This window comes from Kitasatospora sp. NPDC051702 (assembly GCF_040681575.1).
Classification (GTDB): Bacteria; Actinomycetota; Actinomycetes; order Streptomycetales; family Streptomycetaceae; genus Kitasatospora.
This window is the reverse complement of record NZ_JBFAZB010000012.1, coordinates 24,584-40,879: the sequence shown is the minus strand read 5'-3', so window position 1 is coordinate 40,879 and position 16,296 is coordinate 24,584. Positions and strand designations below refer to the sequence as shown.

General features: G+C 75.7%; 12 protein-coding genes. 8 read left to right on the top strand and 4 right to left on the bottom strand.

All coding sequences use genetic code 11. The features are described 5' to 3' along the window. Nucleotides 1-357 precede the first annotated feature (357 nt). Nucleotides 358-1,086, top strand: coding sequence for a ferritin-like fold-containing protein (locus AB0N04_RS13155; protein ID WP_360213839.1), 729 nt, complete (start codon nucleotides 358-360; stop codon nucleotides 1,084-1,086). A gap of 15 nt (nucleotides 1,087-1,101) precedes the next feature. Here AB0N04_RS13155 and AB0N04_RS13150 read toward each other — a convergent pair whose 3' ends face one another. From AB0N04_RS13150 to AB0N04_RS13140, 3 genes are all read right to left on the bottom strand, one after another. After that, the gene (locus AB0N04_RS13150) at nucleotides 1,102-1,428 is read right to left on the bottom strand and encodes a hypothetical protein (protein ID WP_360213841.1); all 327 of its coding nucleotides are present in this window, start codon (nucleotides 1,426-1,428) and stop codon (nucleotides 1,102-1,104) included. 137 nt (nucleotides 1,429-1,565) lie between these two features. Further along, nucleotides 1,566-1,793, bottom strand: coding sequence for a DUF3107 domain-containing protein (locus AB0N04_RS13145; RefSeq protein ID WP_360213843.1), 228 nt, complete (start codon nucleotides 1,791-1,793; stop codon nucleotides 1,566-1,568). Between the two features lie 130 nt (nucleotides 1,794-1,923). Continuing rightward, on the bottom strand, nucleotides 1,924-2,583 hold the full coding sequence (locus AB0N04_RS13140; RefSeq protein ID WP_360213845.1) for a TetR/AcrR family transcriptional regulator: 660 nt from the start codon (nucleotides 2,581-2,583) through the stop codon (nucleotides 1,924-1,926). A gap of 217 nt (nucleotides 2,584-2,800) precedes the next feature. Between AB0N04_RS13140 and AB0N04_RS13135 the strand changes: the two genes are divergently transcribed. The 5 genes from AB0N04_RS13135 (at nucleotide 2,801) to moeZ (ending at nucleotide 9,373) form a co-directional block, all read left to right on the top strand. Continuing rightward, a complete protein-coding gene (locus AB0N04_RS13135) occupies nucleotides 2,801-3,703 on the top strand; it encodes an alpha/beta fold hydrolase (RefSeq protein WP_360213847.1) in 903 nt (300 codons plus the stop codon). Between the two features lie 429 nt (nucleotides 3,704-4,132). Beyond that, a complete protein-coding gene (locus AB0N04_RS13130) occupies nucleotides 4,133-5,794 on the top strand; it encodes a DUF3492 domain-containing protein (protein WP_360213849.1) in 1,662 nt (553 codons plus the stop codon). After that, nucleotides 5,794-6,888: a hypothetical protein gene (locus tag AB0N04_RS13125; RefSeq protein WP_360213851.1), complete on the top strand. Its 1,095-nt coding sequence runs from the start codon at nucleotides 5,794-5,796 to the stop codon at nucleotides 6,886-6,888. Before AB0N04_RS13130 ends, AB0N04_RS13125 begins: the two co-directional genes overlap by 1 nt. A gap of 86 nt (nucleotides 6,889-6,974) precedes the next feature. Continuing rightward, nucleotides 6,975-7,964: an NAD-dependent epimerase/dehydratase family protein gene (locus tag AB0N04_RS13120; RefSeq protein WP_360213853.1), complete on the top strand. Its 990-nt coding sequence runs from the start codon at nucleotides 6,975-6,977 to the stop codon at nucleotides 7,962-7,964. A gap of 230 nt (nucleotides 7,965-8,194) precedes the next feature. Further along, complete coding sequence (gene moeZ / locus AB0N04_RS13115; protein WP_360213855.1) at nucleotides 8,195-9,373, top strand: adenylyltransferase/sulfurtransferase MoeZ; 1,179 nt, start codon at nucleotides 8,195-8,197, stop codon at nucleotides 9,371-9,373. A gap of 108 nt (nucleotides 9,374-9,481) precedes the next feature. Here the strand turns inward: moeZ and AB0N04_RS13110 are convergent, their stop codons facing one another. Continuing rightward, nucleotides 9,482-12,262 (bottom strand): lysylphosphatidylglycerol synthase transmembrane domain-containing protein, encoded by a 2,781-nt coding sequence (locus AB0N04_RS13110; RefSeq protein WP_360213857.1) that lies wholly within the window; start codon nucleotides 12,260-12,262, stop codon nucleotides 9,482-9,484. A gap of 143 nt (nucleotides 12,263-12,405) precedes the next feature. Between AB0N04_RS13110 and AB0N04_RS13105 the strand changes: the two genes are divergently transcribed. Together AB0N04_RS13105 and AB0N04_RS13100 are read left to right on the top strand one after the other, a co-directional pair. Continuing rightward, nucleotides 12,406-12,879, top strand: coding sequence for an MGMT family protein (locus tag AB0N04_RS13105; RefSeq protein ID WP_360213859.1), 474 nt, complete (start codon nucleotides 12,406-12,408; stop codon nucleotides 12,877-12,879). Further along, a complete protein-coding gene (locus AB0N04_RS13100) occupies nucleotides 12,876-16,190 on the top strand; it encodes an ATP-dependent DNA helicase (RefSeq protein ID WP_360213861.1) in 3,315 nt (1,104 codons plus the stop codon). The genes AB0N04_RS13105 and AB0N04_RS13100 overlap by 4 nt, the downstream gene beginning before the upstream one ends. Nucleotides 16,191-16,296 lie beyond the last annotated feature (106 nt).

The window sequence follows — 16,296 nt, the reverse complement described above, 5'->3', positions numbered from 1 at the left end:
CTCGGCGGCCCTCGCTCGGCCACTGATGCGGTGCCAAGGCTTGAAGTCCAAGCCATGGTCGGAGCCGATCGGCTCTCCGACCGGGCATCCGCGTACGTGAGTACCCGTGCCTCCGGTGCGGACGCGTCCGGGTGGACGTCGCCGCTAGGGAGCGGGCTTGCGCGGGGCACCGAGACGGCGGTGACACCGTGCGAGCACGACGGGGCTCCGTACCACCATACAGTCAGGCGACGACTCGAACACGTGACGCGTCTGACATTGCCCCGGGCGACCACGGCCGGAACCGGGATTCCGGCCGGTCACCCGGGTGCGTCCGGTGGTGGGGGAGCCGGGCCGTCGGGACTAAGGTGACGGGTCATGGAGACCCATGGTGAGACGCAGGACGCCGCGGCCGGCTCGATCGGGGACTGGGCCGCGTGCTCGGCCGACCCGGGGTACCGGGCGGCGGTGCTGGATCTGCTCGGCGCGCTCGCGTACGGCGAGCTGAGCGCCTTCGAGCGCCTCGCCGAGGACGCCAAGCTGGCGCCGGACCTCGCGGACAAGGCTGCCCTGGCCCGGATGGCCTCCGCGGAGTTCCAGCACTACCAGCGGCTGCACGACCGCCTCGCCGAGGTCGGTGCCGACCCGCAGGAGGCGATGCGCCCCTTCGTCGAGCCGCTGGAGCTGTTCCACCGGATGACGGCGCCCTCGGACTGGCTGGAGGGCCTGGTCAAGGCCTACGTGGGCGACGCCATCGCGACCGACTTCTACCGCGAGGTCGCCGTCCGGCTCGACGACGACACCCGCGAGCTGGTGCTCGGCGTGATGTCCGACACGGGCCACGCCCAGTTCGCCGTGGACAAGGTGCGCCAGGCCATCGAGGCCGACCCGCGGGCCGGCGGCCGGCTCGCCCTGTGGGGCCGGCGGCTGATGGGCGAGGCGCTCAGCCAGGCCCAGCGGGTGGTGGCCGAGCGGGACGCGCTGTCCAACCTGCTGGTCGGCGGCGTCCGGGTGCAGGGCTTCGACCTGGTCGAGGTCGGCAAGATGTTCAACCGCATCACCGAGGCGCACACCCGGCGGATGGCCGCCCTGGGCCTGGCCTCCTGACCCACCGGACAGGACCTACGCGGGCCGGTGCCGCCGCGGCGCGCGGTGGGCGCCGGCCCGGTGCGGGTGGTGCCGGTGCGCCGGGGCCCGCCCGGCGGCCAGGTCCGGCCGGGCCAGGGCCGAGGTGAGCACCGCCGAGGCCAGCACCGCGGCCGCCACCGCGCCGACCGGGTACCGCCCGTCCAGACAGAAGTGCGCGACCACCCCGCCCAGCAGGGCCGCCGCCAGCGCGGTGCCCATGGTGAGCGAACGGGCCGCCGGGAAGTACGCGGGCCGGGCCAGCAGCGCGGTCAGGCCCGTGACCAGGCCGACCAGGGCGAAGGCGATCGACTCGACCAGCAAGACTGCCTCCCCGGGGACGGGTGCGCGGCGCCGCCGGCCGCACTGACGCCGTACCCAGGCCCACCGGGCGGTACACGCAGCGGTGCCCCGCTCCCACGGGGGGAACGGGGCACCGGGTGCGCTGCTCGGACGTCGCCTCAGGCGGTGCCGAAACCGACCTTGCGGACGGCCTGCTCGCCGATCTCCACGTACGCCAGGCGCTCGGCCGGGACGATGACGCGGCGGCCGTGCTCGTCGGTCAGCGCGAAGAGCTTGGTGGAGCCCTCCAGCGCCTTCGCGACCGCGCTCTCGACCTCATCGGCAGTCTGCGAGCTCTCGATCACGATCTCGCGCGGCGCGTTCTGCACGCCGATCTTGACCTCCACGACTTCCGTCCCTCCGGGGTTGCAGCCTCCACGCGCGGACGACGCCCGCCTGGAACAAGCGTTCGCGGCGACCGCGCCGTACGGCTTCACCATAGAGCACGGGATCACCGCGGCGGCGAAGGTCGCCGGATCACCCCTGCTGGGAGGGTGCCTCGCCCTCGCCGGTCGGGTGCATCGGGAAGCCCTTCAGGCCGCGCCAGGCCAGGCTGGCGACCAGCCGCACCGCCTCGTCGCGGGGGATCTCCAGGCCCTGCGAGAGCCAGTAGCGGGCGGTGATCTGGGCCAGGCCGCAGACGCCGGCGGCGAGCAGCTTGGACTCCGACTCCGGCAGGTCGGTGTCCTCCTGGATCACCTTGCTGACCAGCGTCGCGCTCGCCTCGGAGGCCCGCTCGACGCGCTCGCGCACGGCCGGCTCGTTGGTCAGGTCCGACTCGAAGACCAGTCGGAACGCGCCGGACTCGCTGGAGACGTAGTTGAAGTACGCCTCCATCGTCGCGGCGACCCGGAGCTTGTTGTCGGTGGTCGTCGACAGCGCGTCCCGGGTCGACTCGACGAGGGCGTCGCAGTGCTTGTCCAGCAGCGCCAGGTAGAGCTCCAGCTTCCCGGGGAAGTGCTGGTACAGCACCGGCTTGCTGACCCCGGCGCGGTCGGCGATGTCGTCCATGGCGGCCGCGTGGTAGCCCTGGGCGACGAACACCTCCTGGGCGGCACCGAGCAGTTGTTCGCGGCGGGCGCTTCGCGGCAGGCGGGCACCGCGCGGGCGCTCCTGCGCCTCCTGGATGGCCGTCACGGCGCTCCTCACTTCGGGTTGTTCCGGGCTGGCAAGAGGGCCGATTCTACTTTTCGGTAACCGCTTCCGCGTTCGGCGGGAACGAGAAAAGGCCTCGGCCTCCTTGTCAGGAGCCCACAATACGGCGCTGACCTCGGCATCGGCAGGGGTGCGACGGGGGAGGGAACGGCCGGACCGCCCCCGCGGCCCCGGCCGGGGCTCACTACCATCGTCCACCATGAGCGGCGCTGAGCAGCAGGTGCGGACGGTCGAGGTTCCCGGCGCGGTGCTCGCGGTGCACCGCCCGGCCGCGGGCGACGGGGCGGACGGCCGGGAGCCGGGCCTGTTCGTGCACGGCCTCGGAGGCTCCGCGGCCAACTGGACGGCCCTGATGGACCGGCTCGGCGACGTGGTCGACGGCGAGGCGGTGGACCTGCCCGGCTTCGGGCGCTCCGGCCCGCCCGCCGACGGCAACCTCAGCGTCTCCGGCCACGTCCGCGCGGTGATCGGCTACCTGGAGGCCGCCGGCCGCGGGCCGGTCCACCTGTTCGGCAACTCCCTCGGGGGCGCGGTCGCCGTCCGGCTGGCGGCACTGCGCCCGGACCTCGTGCGCAGCCTCACCCTGGTCTCGCCGGCCCTGCCCGAGCTGCCGCCGCAGCGCTCCGCCTGGTCGACCGGCCTGCTCGCGCTGCCCGGGCTGCCCGTGCTGCTGCGCCGCCTGCCGGTGAACGCGCGCGGCCCCGAGCAGGCCACCGAGGACCTGCTGCGGCTGGTCTACGGGGACCCGGCCGGACTGTCCGCGGCGGCCCGTGCCGAGGCGGTGGCCGAGTACCGCCGCCGGCTGGAGGTGCCGCACGCGATGCAGGCGCTGACCGGCTCGGCCCGCGGGATCGTCTCCGCCTACACCGAGCGCGGCGACCAGGCGCTGTGGCGCCAGGCCGAGAACGTGCCGGCGCCGGTGCTGCTGGTGTACGGGCTGCGCGACAAGCTGGTCGGCTACCGCTCGGCCCGGCGGGCCTGCGCGGCGTTCGCCGACGCCCGGCTGCTGGTCCTGCCGGAGTCCGGCCACGTCGCGATGATGGAGCACCCCGACCAGGTGGCCAGGGCCGTGCGCGAGCTGATCGCGGAGGCCGCCCGGTAACGGCCCCGTTCCGGGCGAGGTCACGCCGGTTCACTCGTTCAGGTGGCAACCAGGCATGTGACCGATGGATTGCCCGGGCCCGGTCCTACCTTTCTGCTGTCGGACCGAACAGGTGTGGGGGAGGCGCGGTCGCCGGAGGAGCCGGAGGACGGCCGCACCCGTCGTCCCGGCGGGTCGGGACCGACCGCCGGAACGGGCGCGGGCCCGGGGAACGGATCGCGGGAGGACCGCGGCCGGGCCGCCGCCCCGACACCACCCGGCCGTGCGGCCGGGGAGCGTCCCGGTGCCGTCGCACCCGGCCGACCGGGCCCTTCGCCCCGGCCGTCCCGCCGCCGCGCGGGGCCGCCCCGGCGACCGCCCGGGCCGCCCGGCCCATCCGTCGATCCGCCCGTGATCCGCCCGTGATCCGCTCTGTCCTGGAGGTCTCCCGTGCGCGTTGCCCTGCTCACCGAGGGTGCCCGTCCGCATCCCCAGCGTGCCGCCGGCGGCTGGTGCGACCGGCTGGCCGAGGGCCTCCCGGAGCACGGGTTCGAGCTCTACCTGCTCGCACCGCCCGGGGGCCGGGCCGCCGCGGGGCGTCCGTCGTCCGTCTGGCGCGGGGTGCACGAGCTGGCGCTGTGGGGGCGCCGGCGGGGCGGCAGAGCCCCCGGCGCGCTGCGCAGACGCCGCTACGCCGGGGCGTACGAGCAGCTCGTCCGGGCGCTGGTGATGCCGGGGGAGCGGGCGGGCTTCGGCGCCGGGCTGTACCGGCTGGCCGCGCTCGCCCGGGAGGACGGCGCGCTGCCCGCCTTCCTCTCCTCGGTGCACGCCCGGCGCACCCTGGAACGGGTCTGGCGGCTGCCGGGCGCGGACACCTCCGCCGGGCAGCCTCTGGTCTGCGACGTGCTGGTCGCGGCGGACCTGCTGGAGCAGTGCCTGCGGCCGCTCTCCGCGCCGTGGTACGGCACCGGGCCCGGCGGCCTGGGCGGTGCCGACCTCTGCCACGTGGTCGGCGGCGGCCCGGCGGCGCTGCCCGCGCTGGTCGCCCGGCAGCTGCACGGGGTGCCGTTCGTGGTCACCGAGCACGGCCTGCACCTGCGCGAGCAGTACCTCGGCTACCGCGAGGCGCCGTACCGCTGGCCGGTCCGGGCGCTGCTGCTGGCGTTCTTCCGGGCGCTCACCGAGGAGACCTACCGGCAGGCCGCCGTACTGACCCCCGGCAGCGTCCACGACCAGCAGTGGCAGCGCCGCTGCGGGGCCGATCCGGCGCGCACCCGGGTGGTGTACGAGGGCACGTCCGCGGTGTCCCGACCGGCGGCCGGGCCCGAGCCGGACGAGCCGACCCTGGTCTGGGCGGGCGCGTTGGAGCCCGGGCGGGACGCCGAACTGATGCTGCACGCCTTCGCGAAGGTGCGGGCCGAGGTGCCGCGGGCCCGGCTGGTGGTCCACGGCGAGGAGGCGGCGCCCGGCTACCGGGCGCACTGCGCGGCCGTCGCCGAGCGGCTCGGGGTGGCGGCGGCGGTCGACTTCGCCGGCCGGCCCGGCTCGCTCGCCGAGGTCTGGGAGGGCGGCACGGTGGCGGTCTTCTCAGGGCTGTCCCAGCGCAGCCCGCGGCTGCTCGCCGACGCGATGCTCAGCGGCCGCGCGGTGGTGTCCACCGACGTCGGGGTGGCCCGGGAGGTGGTCGGGCCGACCGGACTGCTGGTGCCGGCCCGGGACCCGCGCGCCCTGGCCGGCGCCTGCCTGGCGCTGCTGCGCGACGAGGAGCGGCGGGCCAGGCTCGGGCTGGCCGGGCGGCTTCGGGCGCAGGAACGCTTCGCCGTCGAGCCGGTGATAGGTGCCTTCCGGGAGATCTACCTGGAGCTGGTCTCGCAGTACCCGGCCTTCCCGGACGGCGCCGGCGGCGGCACGGCCGGGGAGCCGCCGCGCCCGTTCGCCCGGCCCGCCGAGTACTGGCTGGCCGACGGACGGCGCGGCGCGGACGCCCCGGACGGCGGCCCGCACCGCCCCGCCGACCCGAGGGCCGGCCGGCCCGGCCCGGCCGGTCCGGCCGAGGAGAGCGGTGACGCCGGCGCGCAGGAGCGCCCCGGCGCCCTCGCGGAGGCCGTCTGATGGCCGGCGGCGCGGCGGTCGGCGGCACCGGCCGCCCGGTGGGCGACCCGGTCCGCGAGGTGATGGCCGAGCACCGGACGCTGTGCGAACGGGCCGTCGACCCGCTGGAGATCGCCGCCGGGCTGGAGGAGGCCGGGTTCGGCCCGGACGCCGCCGCGCGCTGCCGGCACGCCGACCTGTTCTCGCTCGCCGAGGAGCTGTACGCCCGGGTGCCCCGGCGGCCCCCGGCCCCCGAGCCGCCGTGCGGCGGCCGGCAACGCGGCGCCGCCCGGGCGAGCCTGACCGCCGCCGGGCTGGCCGCGCTGCCCTGTGCGGCGGCCGCCGCGCTCGGCGGCCGCTGGCCGGTGCTGCTGCCGGCCGCCGTCCCGCTGCTGCTCCTGCCCGCGCTGACCGCGGACCCCGCGGTCGAGCCGGCACCGCCGTCCGGCGGCCCGGTGGGGGCGCTCGGCCCGGCCCGGCCGGTGCGCCGCCCGGCGGGCTCGCGCCGGAACCCGGCCGCGTTCGGGTACGGGCTGGGCCTGGCCGGGCTGCTGCTGCTCCCGCTGGCCGCGGCGGACGGGGACCGGCGGCTCGCGGCCGCCCTGGTGCTCGCGGCGGCGCTGTCCGCCGGGTCGGCCGAGCGGGCCGCCCGCTGGTACCGGCAGGTCGGCCGCGGGCACCTCGGGGCGGCGGGCACGCTCGCCGAGTTCCGGGCCCGGATGCGGCCGGTGCTCCCGGTGGCGGTCGCCCTGCACCTGGCGGTGCTCGCGGTGCTGACCTTCGCCGCGCTGGCCGTGCTGACCGTCGTCGCGCCGCGCCCGGGCCCCGGCCACGGCGGAGGGCTGCTCCACCTGGCGGCCGAGCGGGCCGGCGCCGCGCAGTGGGCGGCGCAGGGCGTGCTGGGACTTCTGCTGGTGCTGCCCGCGCTGCTCGCGCGCTGCGGCCGGGAGCGGGCCGCCGCGCTGGGGGCGGCGGCCGGCCCCGCGGCGACGCTCGTCCTGCTCGTGTCGGGCCGGGCCGTCCCGGTGGCCGTCCTGCTCGGGGGCGGTGCGGTCGCCGCGGTGCTGCTGGTGCACGCCTGGGCGGTGCTCGGCCGTGCGGGGTCGCACCGTTGAGCCCGGCCCGCCGTCTCCCCCGTTCCGTCTGTTGGTTTCAGTCCGCCAGGTCGTCCCCGACCTCGCTTCGTGGAAGGACGCCCCCGATGAGGGTGCTGCTGCTGGGCGCCGACGGCTTCATCGGCCGCCGGGTCACCGATCGTCTGCTGATGGACCACGAGTTGCAGGTGACGGTGCTCGGCCGGCGCGACTCGGCCGACATCCGCTTCGACCTGACCACCGGGAGCCCGGGTGCCCTGGCCCGGTTCCTGGACGCGGTCGCGCCGCAGGTGGTGATCAACTGCGCGGGCGCCACCTACGGCAGCTCGCGCACGCTGATCCGGTCGAACACGCTGGCCGTCGCCACCGTCTGCGAGGCGATCCGGCGCAGCCGGGAGCCGGCCCGGCTGGTGCACGTCGGCTCCGCCGCCGAGTACGGCCCGGTGCCCGGCGGGGTGCCGGTGTCGGAGCAGGCCGAACCGCGGCCGGTCGGCCCGTACGGGGTGTCCAAGCTGGCCGGGACGGAGCTGGTGCTGGCCTCCGGCCTGGACGCGGCGGTGCTGCGGGTGTTCGACGTGGTGGGCCCGGGCGCCCCGACCGCCTCGCTGTTCGGGCGGCTCGCGGAGGGGCTGCGGCGGGCGCTGGAGCGGGACGAGGCGCAGGTCCGGATGCCGGACCTGTCCGGATACCGGGATTTCGTGGACGTGCGGGACGTCGCGCGGGCGATCCAGGCGGCCGCGGTGTCGGCCGCCACCGGGGTGGTCAACATCGGCAGCGGGCACGCCGTCCGGGCCCGGGACGCGGCCCAGCTGCTGGTCCGGGCGTCCGGCTTCGAGGGGTCGATCGTGGAGGAGAACCGGCAGGTCCTGCTGCCCGCGCAGGCCGGCGGGCCGGTCGGCGACCACCTGCCCGGCCACCATCTCCCGGGCCACCGCCCGGAGGGCCACCGTCCGGAGGGCCGGGCCGCCGCGGGGGAGCCGGTGCCGTGGCGGCAGGCGGACGTGCGGACGGCCCGGGACCGTCTCGGCTGGCGGACACAGGTGCCGCTGGAGGAGTCGCTCGGCGACGTGTGGCTGGAGACGGCCTGCCGGGTCTGACCGGTGCCCCGGGGCGCTCCGGGCCTGTCACCGCAGGCCCGGAGCGCCCTGCGGGCGGCGGCGGCCGGTTCCACGATCCGACGCCACCCGTCTCGCCCATCGGACGGGCTGTCTCGGAATACCGGAGGGACGTGACACTGTTGGCGTAAGCAGCCACCCGCGTGGCGGAGCAGAAACCCCACCAAGAGGCTGGCCCTGGCCACCTGAACCAGACACCCATCGGAGTCCCCGTGTCGTTGCCACCCCTGGTCGAGCCGGCCGACGAGCTCACCGTTGACGAGGTCCGCAGGTACTCCCGCCACCTGATCATCCCCGACGTGGGCATGGCCGGGCAGAAGCGGCTGAAGAACGCCAAGGTGCTGTGCGTCGGCGCCGGCGGCCTCGGCTCGCCCGCGCTGATGTACCTGGCCGCCGCCGGTGTCGGGACGCTGGGCATCGTCGAGTTCGACGTGGTGGACGAGTCCAACCTGCAGCGCCAGATCATCCACGGCCAGTCGGACGTGGGCCGCTCCAAGGCGGAGTCGGCGCGGGACTCGGTCAAGGAGATCAACCCCTACGTCGACGTGATCCTCCACGAGGAGCGCCTCGACAACTCCAACGTCATGGAGATCTTCTCCGGCTACGACCTGATCGTGGACGGCACGGACAACTTCGCCACCCGCTACCTGGTGAACGACGCCGCGGTGCTGCTGGGCAAGCCGTACGTGTGGGGCTCGATCTACCGCTTCGACGGCCAGGCGAGCGTGTTCTGGGCCGAGCACGGCCCCTGCTACCGCTGCCTCTACCCGGAGGCCCCGCCGCCGGGCATGGTCCCCTCCTGCGCCGAGGGCGGCGTGCTGGGCGTGCTGTGCGCGTCCATCGGCTCGATCCAGGTCACCGAGGCGATCAAGCTGCTGGCCGGCGTGGGCGACCCGCTGGTCGGACGGCTGATGATCTACGACGCCCTGGAGATGAACTACCGCCAGGTGAAGGTCCGCAAGGACCCGAACTGCGCCGTCTGCAGCGAGAACCCGACGGTCACCGAACTGATCGACTACGAGGCCTTCTGCGGCGTCGTGTCGGAGGAGGCGCAGGCCGCCGCCGCCGGTTCGACCATCACCTCGCAGCAGCTGAAGCAGTGGCAGGACGAGAAGGAGGACATCTTCCTGATCGACGTCCGCGAGCCCGGCGAGTACGAGATCGTCAACATCCCGGGCGCGGTGCTGATCCCGAAGAACGAGTTCCTCATGGGCGACGCCCTGGAGAAGCTGCCGCAGGACCGCAAGATCGTGCTGCACTGCAAGTCGGGCGTGCGCTCGGCCGAGGTGTTGGCCGTGGTGAAGGCGGCCGGCTTCGCCAACGCCGTCCACCTGGGCGGCGGCGTGCTCGGCTGGGTCAACCAGGTCGAGCCGCACAAGCCGGTCTACTAGACCCGGGCTCCGGCAGGAGCGACCACGTCTGCGAAGGGCCCGCCCCGGCGGGCCCTTCCGCGTGTCCGGGCCCCGCTGCGGGGCCCGGGCGGCGCGGCTGCGCAGGGGTCAGAGCGCGCCCCGGCGCTGCAGCACGTTGTAGGAGATCCAGCCCGGCAGCACCGGCAGCCAGAAGGTGAGCGCCCGGTAGAGGAAGACCGCCGGGGTGGCGACCGCCGGTGAGACGTCCGCGACCGTCAGGGCGCCGATCAGCGCGACCTCGACCGGGCCGATGCCACCGGGGGTCGGGATCGCCGAGCCGGCCGCGTTGGCGGTCAGGAAGACCACCGCGACCGCCGAGAAGCTGACGTTGCCGCCGAAGGCCTGCACCGAGGCGTCCAGGCAGGCGGTGAACGACAGGGTGAGCAGCAGGATGCCGCCGAAGCCGGTGACCAGCTTGCTGGGCGTCTGCATCAGGTCGAGCATCCGCGGCACGACGCCGAAGAACAGCGAGCGCAGCCGGCCCAGCACGAACCGGCGCAGCGGTGCGACGGCCGCCACCACCAGGGCGAGCACGGCGGCGGTCAGCACGCCGATGATCACCGCGCGGGAGGCCGAGAGGTCGCCGTTGGTCTGGCTGCCGGTGATCAGGCCGAAGCTGAACAGCAGCAGCAGGTGCCCGGCCAGGCCGGCCAGCTGGGAGGCGCCGACCGAGGCCACCGCCTGGCCGGAGCGGATCCCGGCCTTCTGCAGGTACCGGGTGTTGAGCGCGATGCCGCCGATCGCGGCGGGGGCGACCAGCTTCACGAAGGAGCCGGCCAGCTGTGCGGCGACGGTGCGCCGGAACGGGAGCTTCTCCGGCACGAAGCCGGTCAGGCTCATCGCGGCGGCCACGTAGCTGAAGGCCGCCGCGGCCAGCGCCGCCGCCGCCCAGGCCCAGTCCATCTGGGAGAGCTTGAGCTGGGCCGGCTTGATGGTGGTCAGCGCCAGGTAGGCGGCGAAGGTGAGCGCGATCACCATGATCAGGCTCTTCGGCTTCAGCCGTTCCAGCTTGGCCGGCTCCATCGGCGCCTCGGGGGCGATCTGCAGGATCTGTCCGCGGATGCGGCTGAGCAGGTCCTCGCCGGCCGTCGCGATGTCCTCCTCGGCCTGCTGCTGGGTGCGCTCGCCGGCGGCGACCTGCTCCAGGGCCTTCGCGCGGGCGGCGGCCTTGCGCTCCTTGCTCAGCTTGTTGAGGTCGATCCTGGTCGAGCGGCTCATCCCGACCGGCTGGAGCAGCGGCAGGGCCTGCGCCACCCGGTCGGCGCCGAGCACGGCGTTGGCGGTGGCGACGGCGCGCTCCGGGCCGATCCGCAGGGCGAAGGTGGTGACCAGCTGGGCGACGTCGATGCGCAGGGTCAGGTCGGTGGCGGCGATGTCGCCGCCGGAGAGGTTGACCAGGCAGGCCGTCTTCTCGTCCACGACGAGCAGCGACTCGCCGGTGAGCCGGCGGTGGGCGATCCGGCGCTCGTGCAGCGCGGCCACCGACTCCCAGAGCGAGGCCATCACCAGGTCGGTGACCTCCTCGTCGGCGAGCTCGTCCAGGGTCCGCCCCTCGACCTTGCCGTAGACCAGGATCGCGGCGTCCGGGCCCAGCTCGGAGGTGGCGACCAGCTGCGGTGCGCGGGCGCCCGAGGCGGCCGCCGCGTAGGCGATCAGGGCCTCCTGCTCCAGCGCCTGGCGCAGCGACTGCGGGCTGCGGCGCACCGCCACCGAGCGCAGCCGCAGCCGCCGCCAGGCGCGGTAGAAGAAGCCGGAGGCCTGCTGCTCGCGGTCGATGATGTGGACGTCCAGCGGCGGGCCGCTCTGCTGGGTCACGTAGTAGCGGCGGGTGCCGCCGGGCGCGTCCGGGGCGCGGTGGGCGCTGCGCGGGGTGAAGCCGACCTTGCGCAGGCCGATCATCAGGTGCTGGCCGGTGGGCCGGATGTTCGGGGAGCCGATCGCGTACAGCGTGCCGTAGGCGACGGACCAGCCGATCAGCACGGTGAGGAGCAGGGACAGCGGGGTGGTGTAGCCGCCGAGCAGCTCGGTGACCCCGCTGAAGACCACCACCACCCAGAGGGCGACCCGCCACCGGGGGCGGCTCGACATGCCGACCGCGGTCATGTAGGCGATCACCGGGGCCAGGTAGCCGTGCACCGGGTCGGTGAGGGTGCCGTTGCTGTTCATCGGCAGCCGGGTCAGCGCGTCCCGGATCTGCTCGGAGGCGCCTTCGGCCACCCACCAGTCGATGCCCAGCGAGACGCCGTAGGCGAGGACCGAGGCGAGCACCCCGTCGGCGACCCGCAGGCCGTCGCGTTTGATCAGCCGCTCGACCGCGAACGCCAGCGGCACGGCGAGCACCGCGACGCTGGAGAGCAGCCCGGTGACGGTGGACAGCACCGCGGAGAAGTGCGGCGCGTTGTCGGAGATGTCCTTCTCGATGCCGGTGGTGGTCGAGGTGGCGATGCCGGCCAGGACGAAGACGGCGACTATGCCGAGGACGCCGGCCAGGAAGCGGATCAGGTCGGACGGGCGGTGCGCCCGGGCGGCGAGCAGGGGCTCGTCGACGTCCAGGTACGGGGTGTCGTCCAGCGGGTCGTGCTGCTCGGGCAGCGGCCGCCGGGCCGGCGGTCCGGGTTCGACGGGCTCGACGGGTTCGGCGGGCCGCGGTCCGGCGGGTGCCGGTCGGGCGGGCTCGGTGGGCCCGGGTTCGACGGGCTCGACGGGTTCGACGGGGCGCGCCTGCGCGGGGGTCTTGATCGTCAGGTCCTTGATCAGGGAGACTTCCGGAGTCGGCCCTTCCGCGGGCCCGCCACCGGGAGCCGGGGGCACGGCGGCGGTGGACTCGTCGGAGTCCTCGTCCACGCCCACGTCAGCCGTCCCGGTCATCTGGTCTTGTCCTCGTATCACCACTCACCGCCCCGAAGATGGTGGCATGCCCCGGCGCCCCGTGCTGGACAGGGGGCGGATCGGGCGCGGCGGATCGTTCGTACGGGACCGCGGGTGCGCCCCCGTGCGGAAGAATGCCGCAGGTGACGGACGTAACAGACGACGGCCTCCCGGACGACCTGCCGCCCTTCGCCGAACTGGTGCTCGACCTCACCGAGCGGATTCCACCCGGCAGGGTGATGACCTACGGGGACGTTGCCGAGTACCTCGGCCAGGGCGGCCCCCGGCAGGTCGGCCGGGTGATGGCACTCTACGGCGGCTCGGTCCCCTGGTGGCGGGTGATCCGCGCCGACGGCCGCTTCCTGCCGGGGCACGAGCACCGCGCCCTCGCCCACTACGGCGAGGAGGGCACCCCGCTGCGCGAACTCGCCGACCCGCCCCGGGTCGACCTGCGCCGCGCCCGCTGGGACGGCCGGGAGGCGGCCGCCCGGCGGAGATCCCGCGAAACGGCCGCGCCGGCGGGAATGACGGGGCAGGATCGTAGGCTCGATACGGGCGGGCCCCGGCGGGCCCGCCCGGCCACGTCTCCCGCACAACCCCCAGGACCCGCCCCTTGAGCTCCCCCTACCGGCTCGTGCGCAGCCCGCTCGTCCAGCCCGACCCGCCCGTGCTGGACGCGTACCAGCGCGCCGTGGTCGAGCACGCCGGCGGACCGCTGCTGGTGCTCGCCGGCCCGGGCACGGGCAAGACCACCACCCTCGTCGAGGCCGTCGCCCGGCGGATCGAGGACGGCACCGACCCGGAGCGGATCCTCGTCCTCACCTTCAGCCGCAAGGCCGCCATGGAGCTGCGCGACCGGATGTCCGGCCGCCTCGGCGCCTCCGCCGCCGCCCCGCAGGCCACCACCTTCCACTCGTTCTGCTACGCCCTGCTGCGCGCCCACCAGGACCCCGGGGACTACGCCGAGCCGCTGCGGCTGCTCTCCGGACCGGAGCAGGACGTCATGGTCCGCGAGCTGCTCGCCGGCGGCGCCGAGGACGCCCGGCTCGGCAGCTCCCGCATCCACTGGCCGCTCGACCTGCGGGCCTGCCTGACCACCCGCGGCTTCGCCGACGAGGTCCGTGCCGTCCTCGCCCGCAGTCGCGAGCTCGGACTCGGCGAGGCCGAACTGGAGCGCTTCGCCCAGGGCGTCCAGCGGCCCGACTGGGCCGCCGCGGCGCACTTCCTCGCCGACTACCTCGACGTGCTCGACCTGCGGGGCGTCCTCGACTACGCCGAGCTCGTCCACCGCGCCGTGCTGCTCGCCGAACGCCCCGAGGTCGGCGAGGAACTGCGCCGCCGCTACGAGGTGGTCTTCGTCGACGAGTACCAGGACACCGACCCCTCCCAGGTCCGGCTGCTGCACCGGCTCGCCGGCGGCGGCGGGGACCTCGTCGCCGTCGGCGACCCCGACCAGTCGATCTACGCCTTCCGTGGCGCCGACATCAACGGCATCCTCGACTTCCCGCAGGCGTTCCGCCGGGCCGACGGCAGCCCCGCCGAGGTCAGGGTGCTGCGGGTCTCCCGCCGCTCCGGCGCCCTGCTGCTCGCCGCCTCCCGGGAGATCGCCCGCCGGATGCCGATGGGCCGGCTGCCCGCCGACAAGCTCGCCCAGCACCGCGCCCTGCTGCCCTCCCGCGAGGGCGGCCGGGTCGAGGTGTACACCTACCCCACCCCCGGCGCCGAACTCGACTCGATCGCCGACCTGCTGCGCCGCGCCCACCTGGAGGACGGTGTCCCCTGGGGCGAGATGGCCGTCCTGGTCCGGGCCGGCGGCCGCTCCATCCCCGGCGTGCGGCGGGCGCTCAGCGCCGCCGGCGTCCCGCTGGAGATCGACGGCGACGACCTGCCGCTGCGCGAGGAGCCCGCCGTCGCCCAGCTGCTGCTCGCCCTGCGGCTCTGCGCCGAGCAGGCCGACCGCGACCGGCACGGCGACGCCGACCGGCCCGACCCGCTCACCACCGACCTCGCCCGCACCCTGCTCACCGGCCCGCTCGGCGGCCTCGACGGCTCCGACCTGCGCCGCCTCGGCCGCGCCCTGCGCGAGGAGGAGCGCGCCGCCCTGCGCGCCGACGGCGACCCGAGCGCCCCCCGCCCGGCCGACGAGCTCATCCGGGAGGCGCTCGCCGAGCCCGAGCGGCTGGTCGCCCTGGACCCCGGCCACGCCCGCCGGGCGCGCGACCTCGGCACCCTGCTGCGCAAGGTCCGCGAGGCCCTGGCCGGCGGCTGCACGGCCGAGGACGCGCTCTGGGAGCTGTGGGACGGCAGCCGCCGCTGGCGCGAACGCCTCGAACGGGCCGCCCTGCGCGGCGGCGCCGCCGGCCGCAACGCCGACCGCGACCTCGACGCGCTGTGCGCCCTGTTCGAGACCGCGGCCCGCGCCGAGGAACAGGTCACCGGCCACCGCGGCGCCCTCGACCTGCTCGCCGAGCTCGACGCCCAGGACATCGCCGCCGACACCCTCACCGTCCGCGCCGTGCGCCCCGAGGCCGTCCGCCTGATGACCGCCCACCGCTCCAAGGGCCTGGAGTGGCGCCTCGTCGTCGTCGCCGGGGTCCAGGACGGCCTCTGGCCCGACCTGCGCCGCCGCGGCTCCCTGCTGGAGGCCGACCGGATCGGCCGCGACGGCCTCGCCGAGCCGCTCTCCCCGGCCGCCCTGCTCGGCGAGGAGCGCCGCCTCTTCTACGTCGCCGCCACCCGCGCCAGGGAGCGGCTGATCGTCACCGCCGTCAAGGCGCCCGCCGACGACGGCGACGAACCCTCCCGCTTCCTGCGCGAGCTCTACCGCGAGGACGTCGACCCCCGGACCGGCAAGGTGGTGCGCCGCACCCCGCCCGTCACCGTCGAGGACGTCACCCACCGCCCGCGCCGCCCGCTGTCCGTCCCCGCGCTGGTCGCCGAACTGCGCGCGGTCACCGTCGACCCGTCCCGCTCGCCCGAGCTGCGCCGGGCAGCCGCCGAACGGCTCGCCCGCCTGGCCGCCGCCACCGACGACGAGGGCCTGCCGCTGGTGCCCGTCGCCCACCCCGACCGCTGGTGGGGGCTGGACGACGCCACCGCCGCCCCCGACCCGCTGCGCAGCCCCGACCTGCCGGTGCGGCTGTCCGGCAGCGGCCTGGAGCAGCTGGAGAGCTGCTCGCTGCAGTGGTTCCTGGAGAAGGAGGTCAAGGCCCAGGGCCCCGGCTCCGCCGCCCAGGGCTTCGGCAACGTCGTGCACGCCCTCGCCGACGAGGTCGGCTCCGGGCGCGCGCCCGCCGACCTCGCCGTCCTGATGGAACGCCTGGACACGGTCTGGGACGCGCTGGCCTTCGACGCGCCCTGGAAGTCCCACCAGGAGAAGACCGAGGCCCGGGCCGCCCTGGAGCGCTTCCTCAACTGGCACGTGCTGGAGCGGGGGCGCGACGTCGTCGCCACCGAGCACGGCTTCGACGTCACCCTCGACGTCGGCGGCGTCTCGGTGCGCATCCGCGGCTCGATGGACCGGGTCGAGAAGGACCGGGCCGGACGCGCCTACGTGGTCGACTTCAAGACCGGCAAGCAGATCCCCACCGAGAAGTCGCTGCCCGAGCACAAGCAGCTCGCCGTCTACCAGCTCGCCGTCCGGGCCGGGGCGCTCAACGCCCTGCCCGGGTTCGACGAGCGGCCCCCGGCCGCCGGCGGCGCCGAACTCGTCCACCTGCGCGAACCCGCCGCCAAGGCCGTCCAGGACGTCCCCAGGGTGCAGCGGCAGGAGCCGCCGGAGGGCGAGCCGTGGATCGAGAACCTGCTCGCCGACGCGGCCGGCAAGGTCCTCGCGGAGCGCTTCGTCCCGCAGACCGGTGGCGGCTGCGACCGCTGCTCGTTCCGCCGCAGCTGCTCCGCCCAGCGCGACGGGGCGCAGCTGCTGTAGGGCCTGCCCGGCGAGCCCGTCCTTCGGGCCGGGCGCCGGGCCCGGGTGCGGGGGGGGGCGGAGTAGCCAGGGTCACTCCGGCCGGGCGTCCGGAGTGTCGGTCCGG

Excerpts from the sequence above, each read along its gene's own strand:
- AB0N04_RS13110 (WP_360213857.1), bottom strand. The coding sequence starts at position 12,262 with ATGACCGGGACGGCTGACGTGGGCGTGGACGAGGACTCCGACGAGTCC.
- AB0N04_RS13120 (WP_360213853.1), top strand. The coding sequence starts at position 6,975 with ATGAGGGTGCTGCTGCTGGGCGCCGACGGCTTCATCGGCCGCCGGGTC.
- AB0N04_RS13135 (WP_360213847.1), top strand. The coding sequence starts at position 2,801 with ATGAGCGGCGCTGAGCAGCAGGTGCGGACGGTCGAGGTTCCCGGCGCG.
- AB0N04_RS13125 (WP_360213851.1), top strand. The coding sequence starts at position 5,794 with ATGGCCGGCGGCGCGGCGGTCGGCGGCACCGGCCGCCCGGTGGGCGAC.
- AB0N04_RS13155 (WP_360213839.1), top strand. The coding sequence starts at position 358 with ATGGAGACCCATGGTGAGACGCAGGACGCCGCGGCCGGCTCGATCGGG.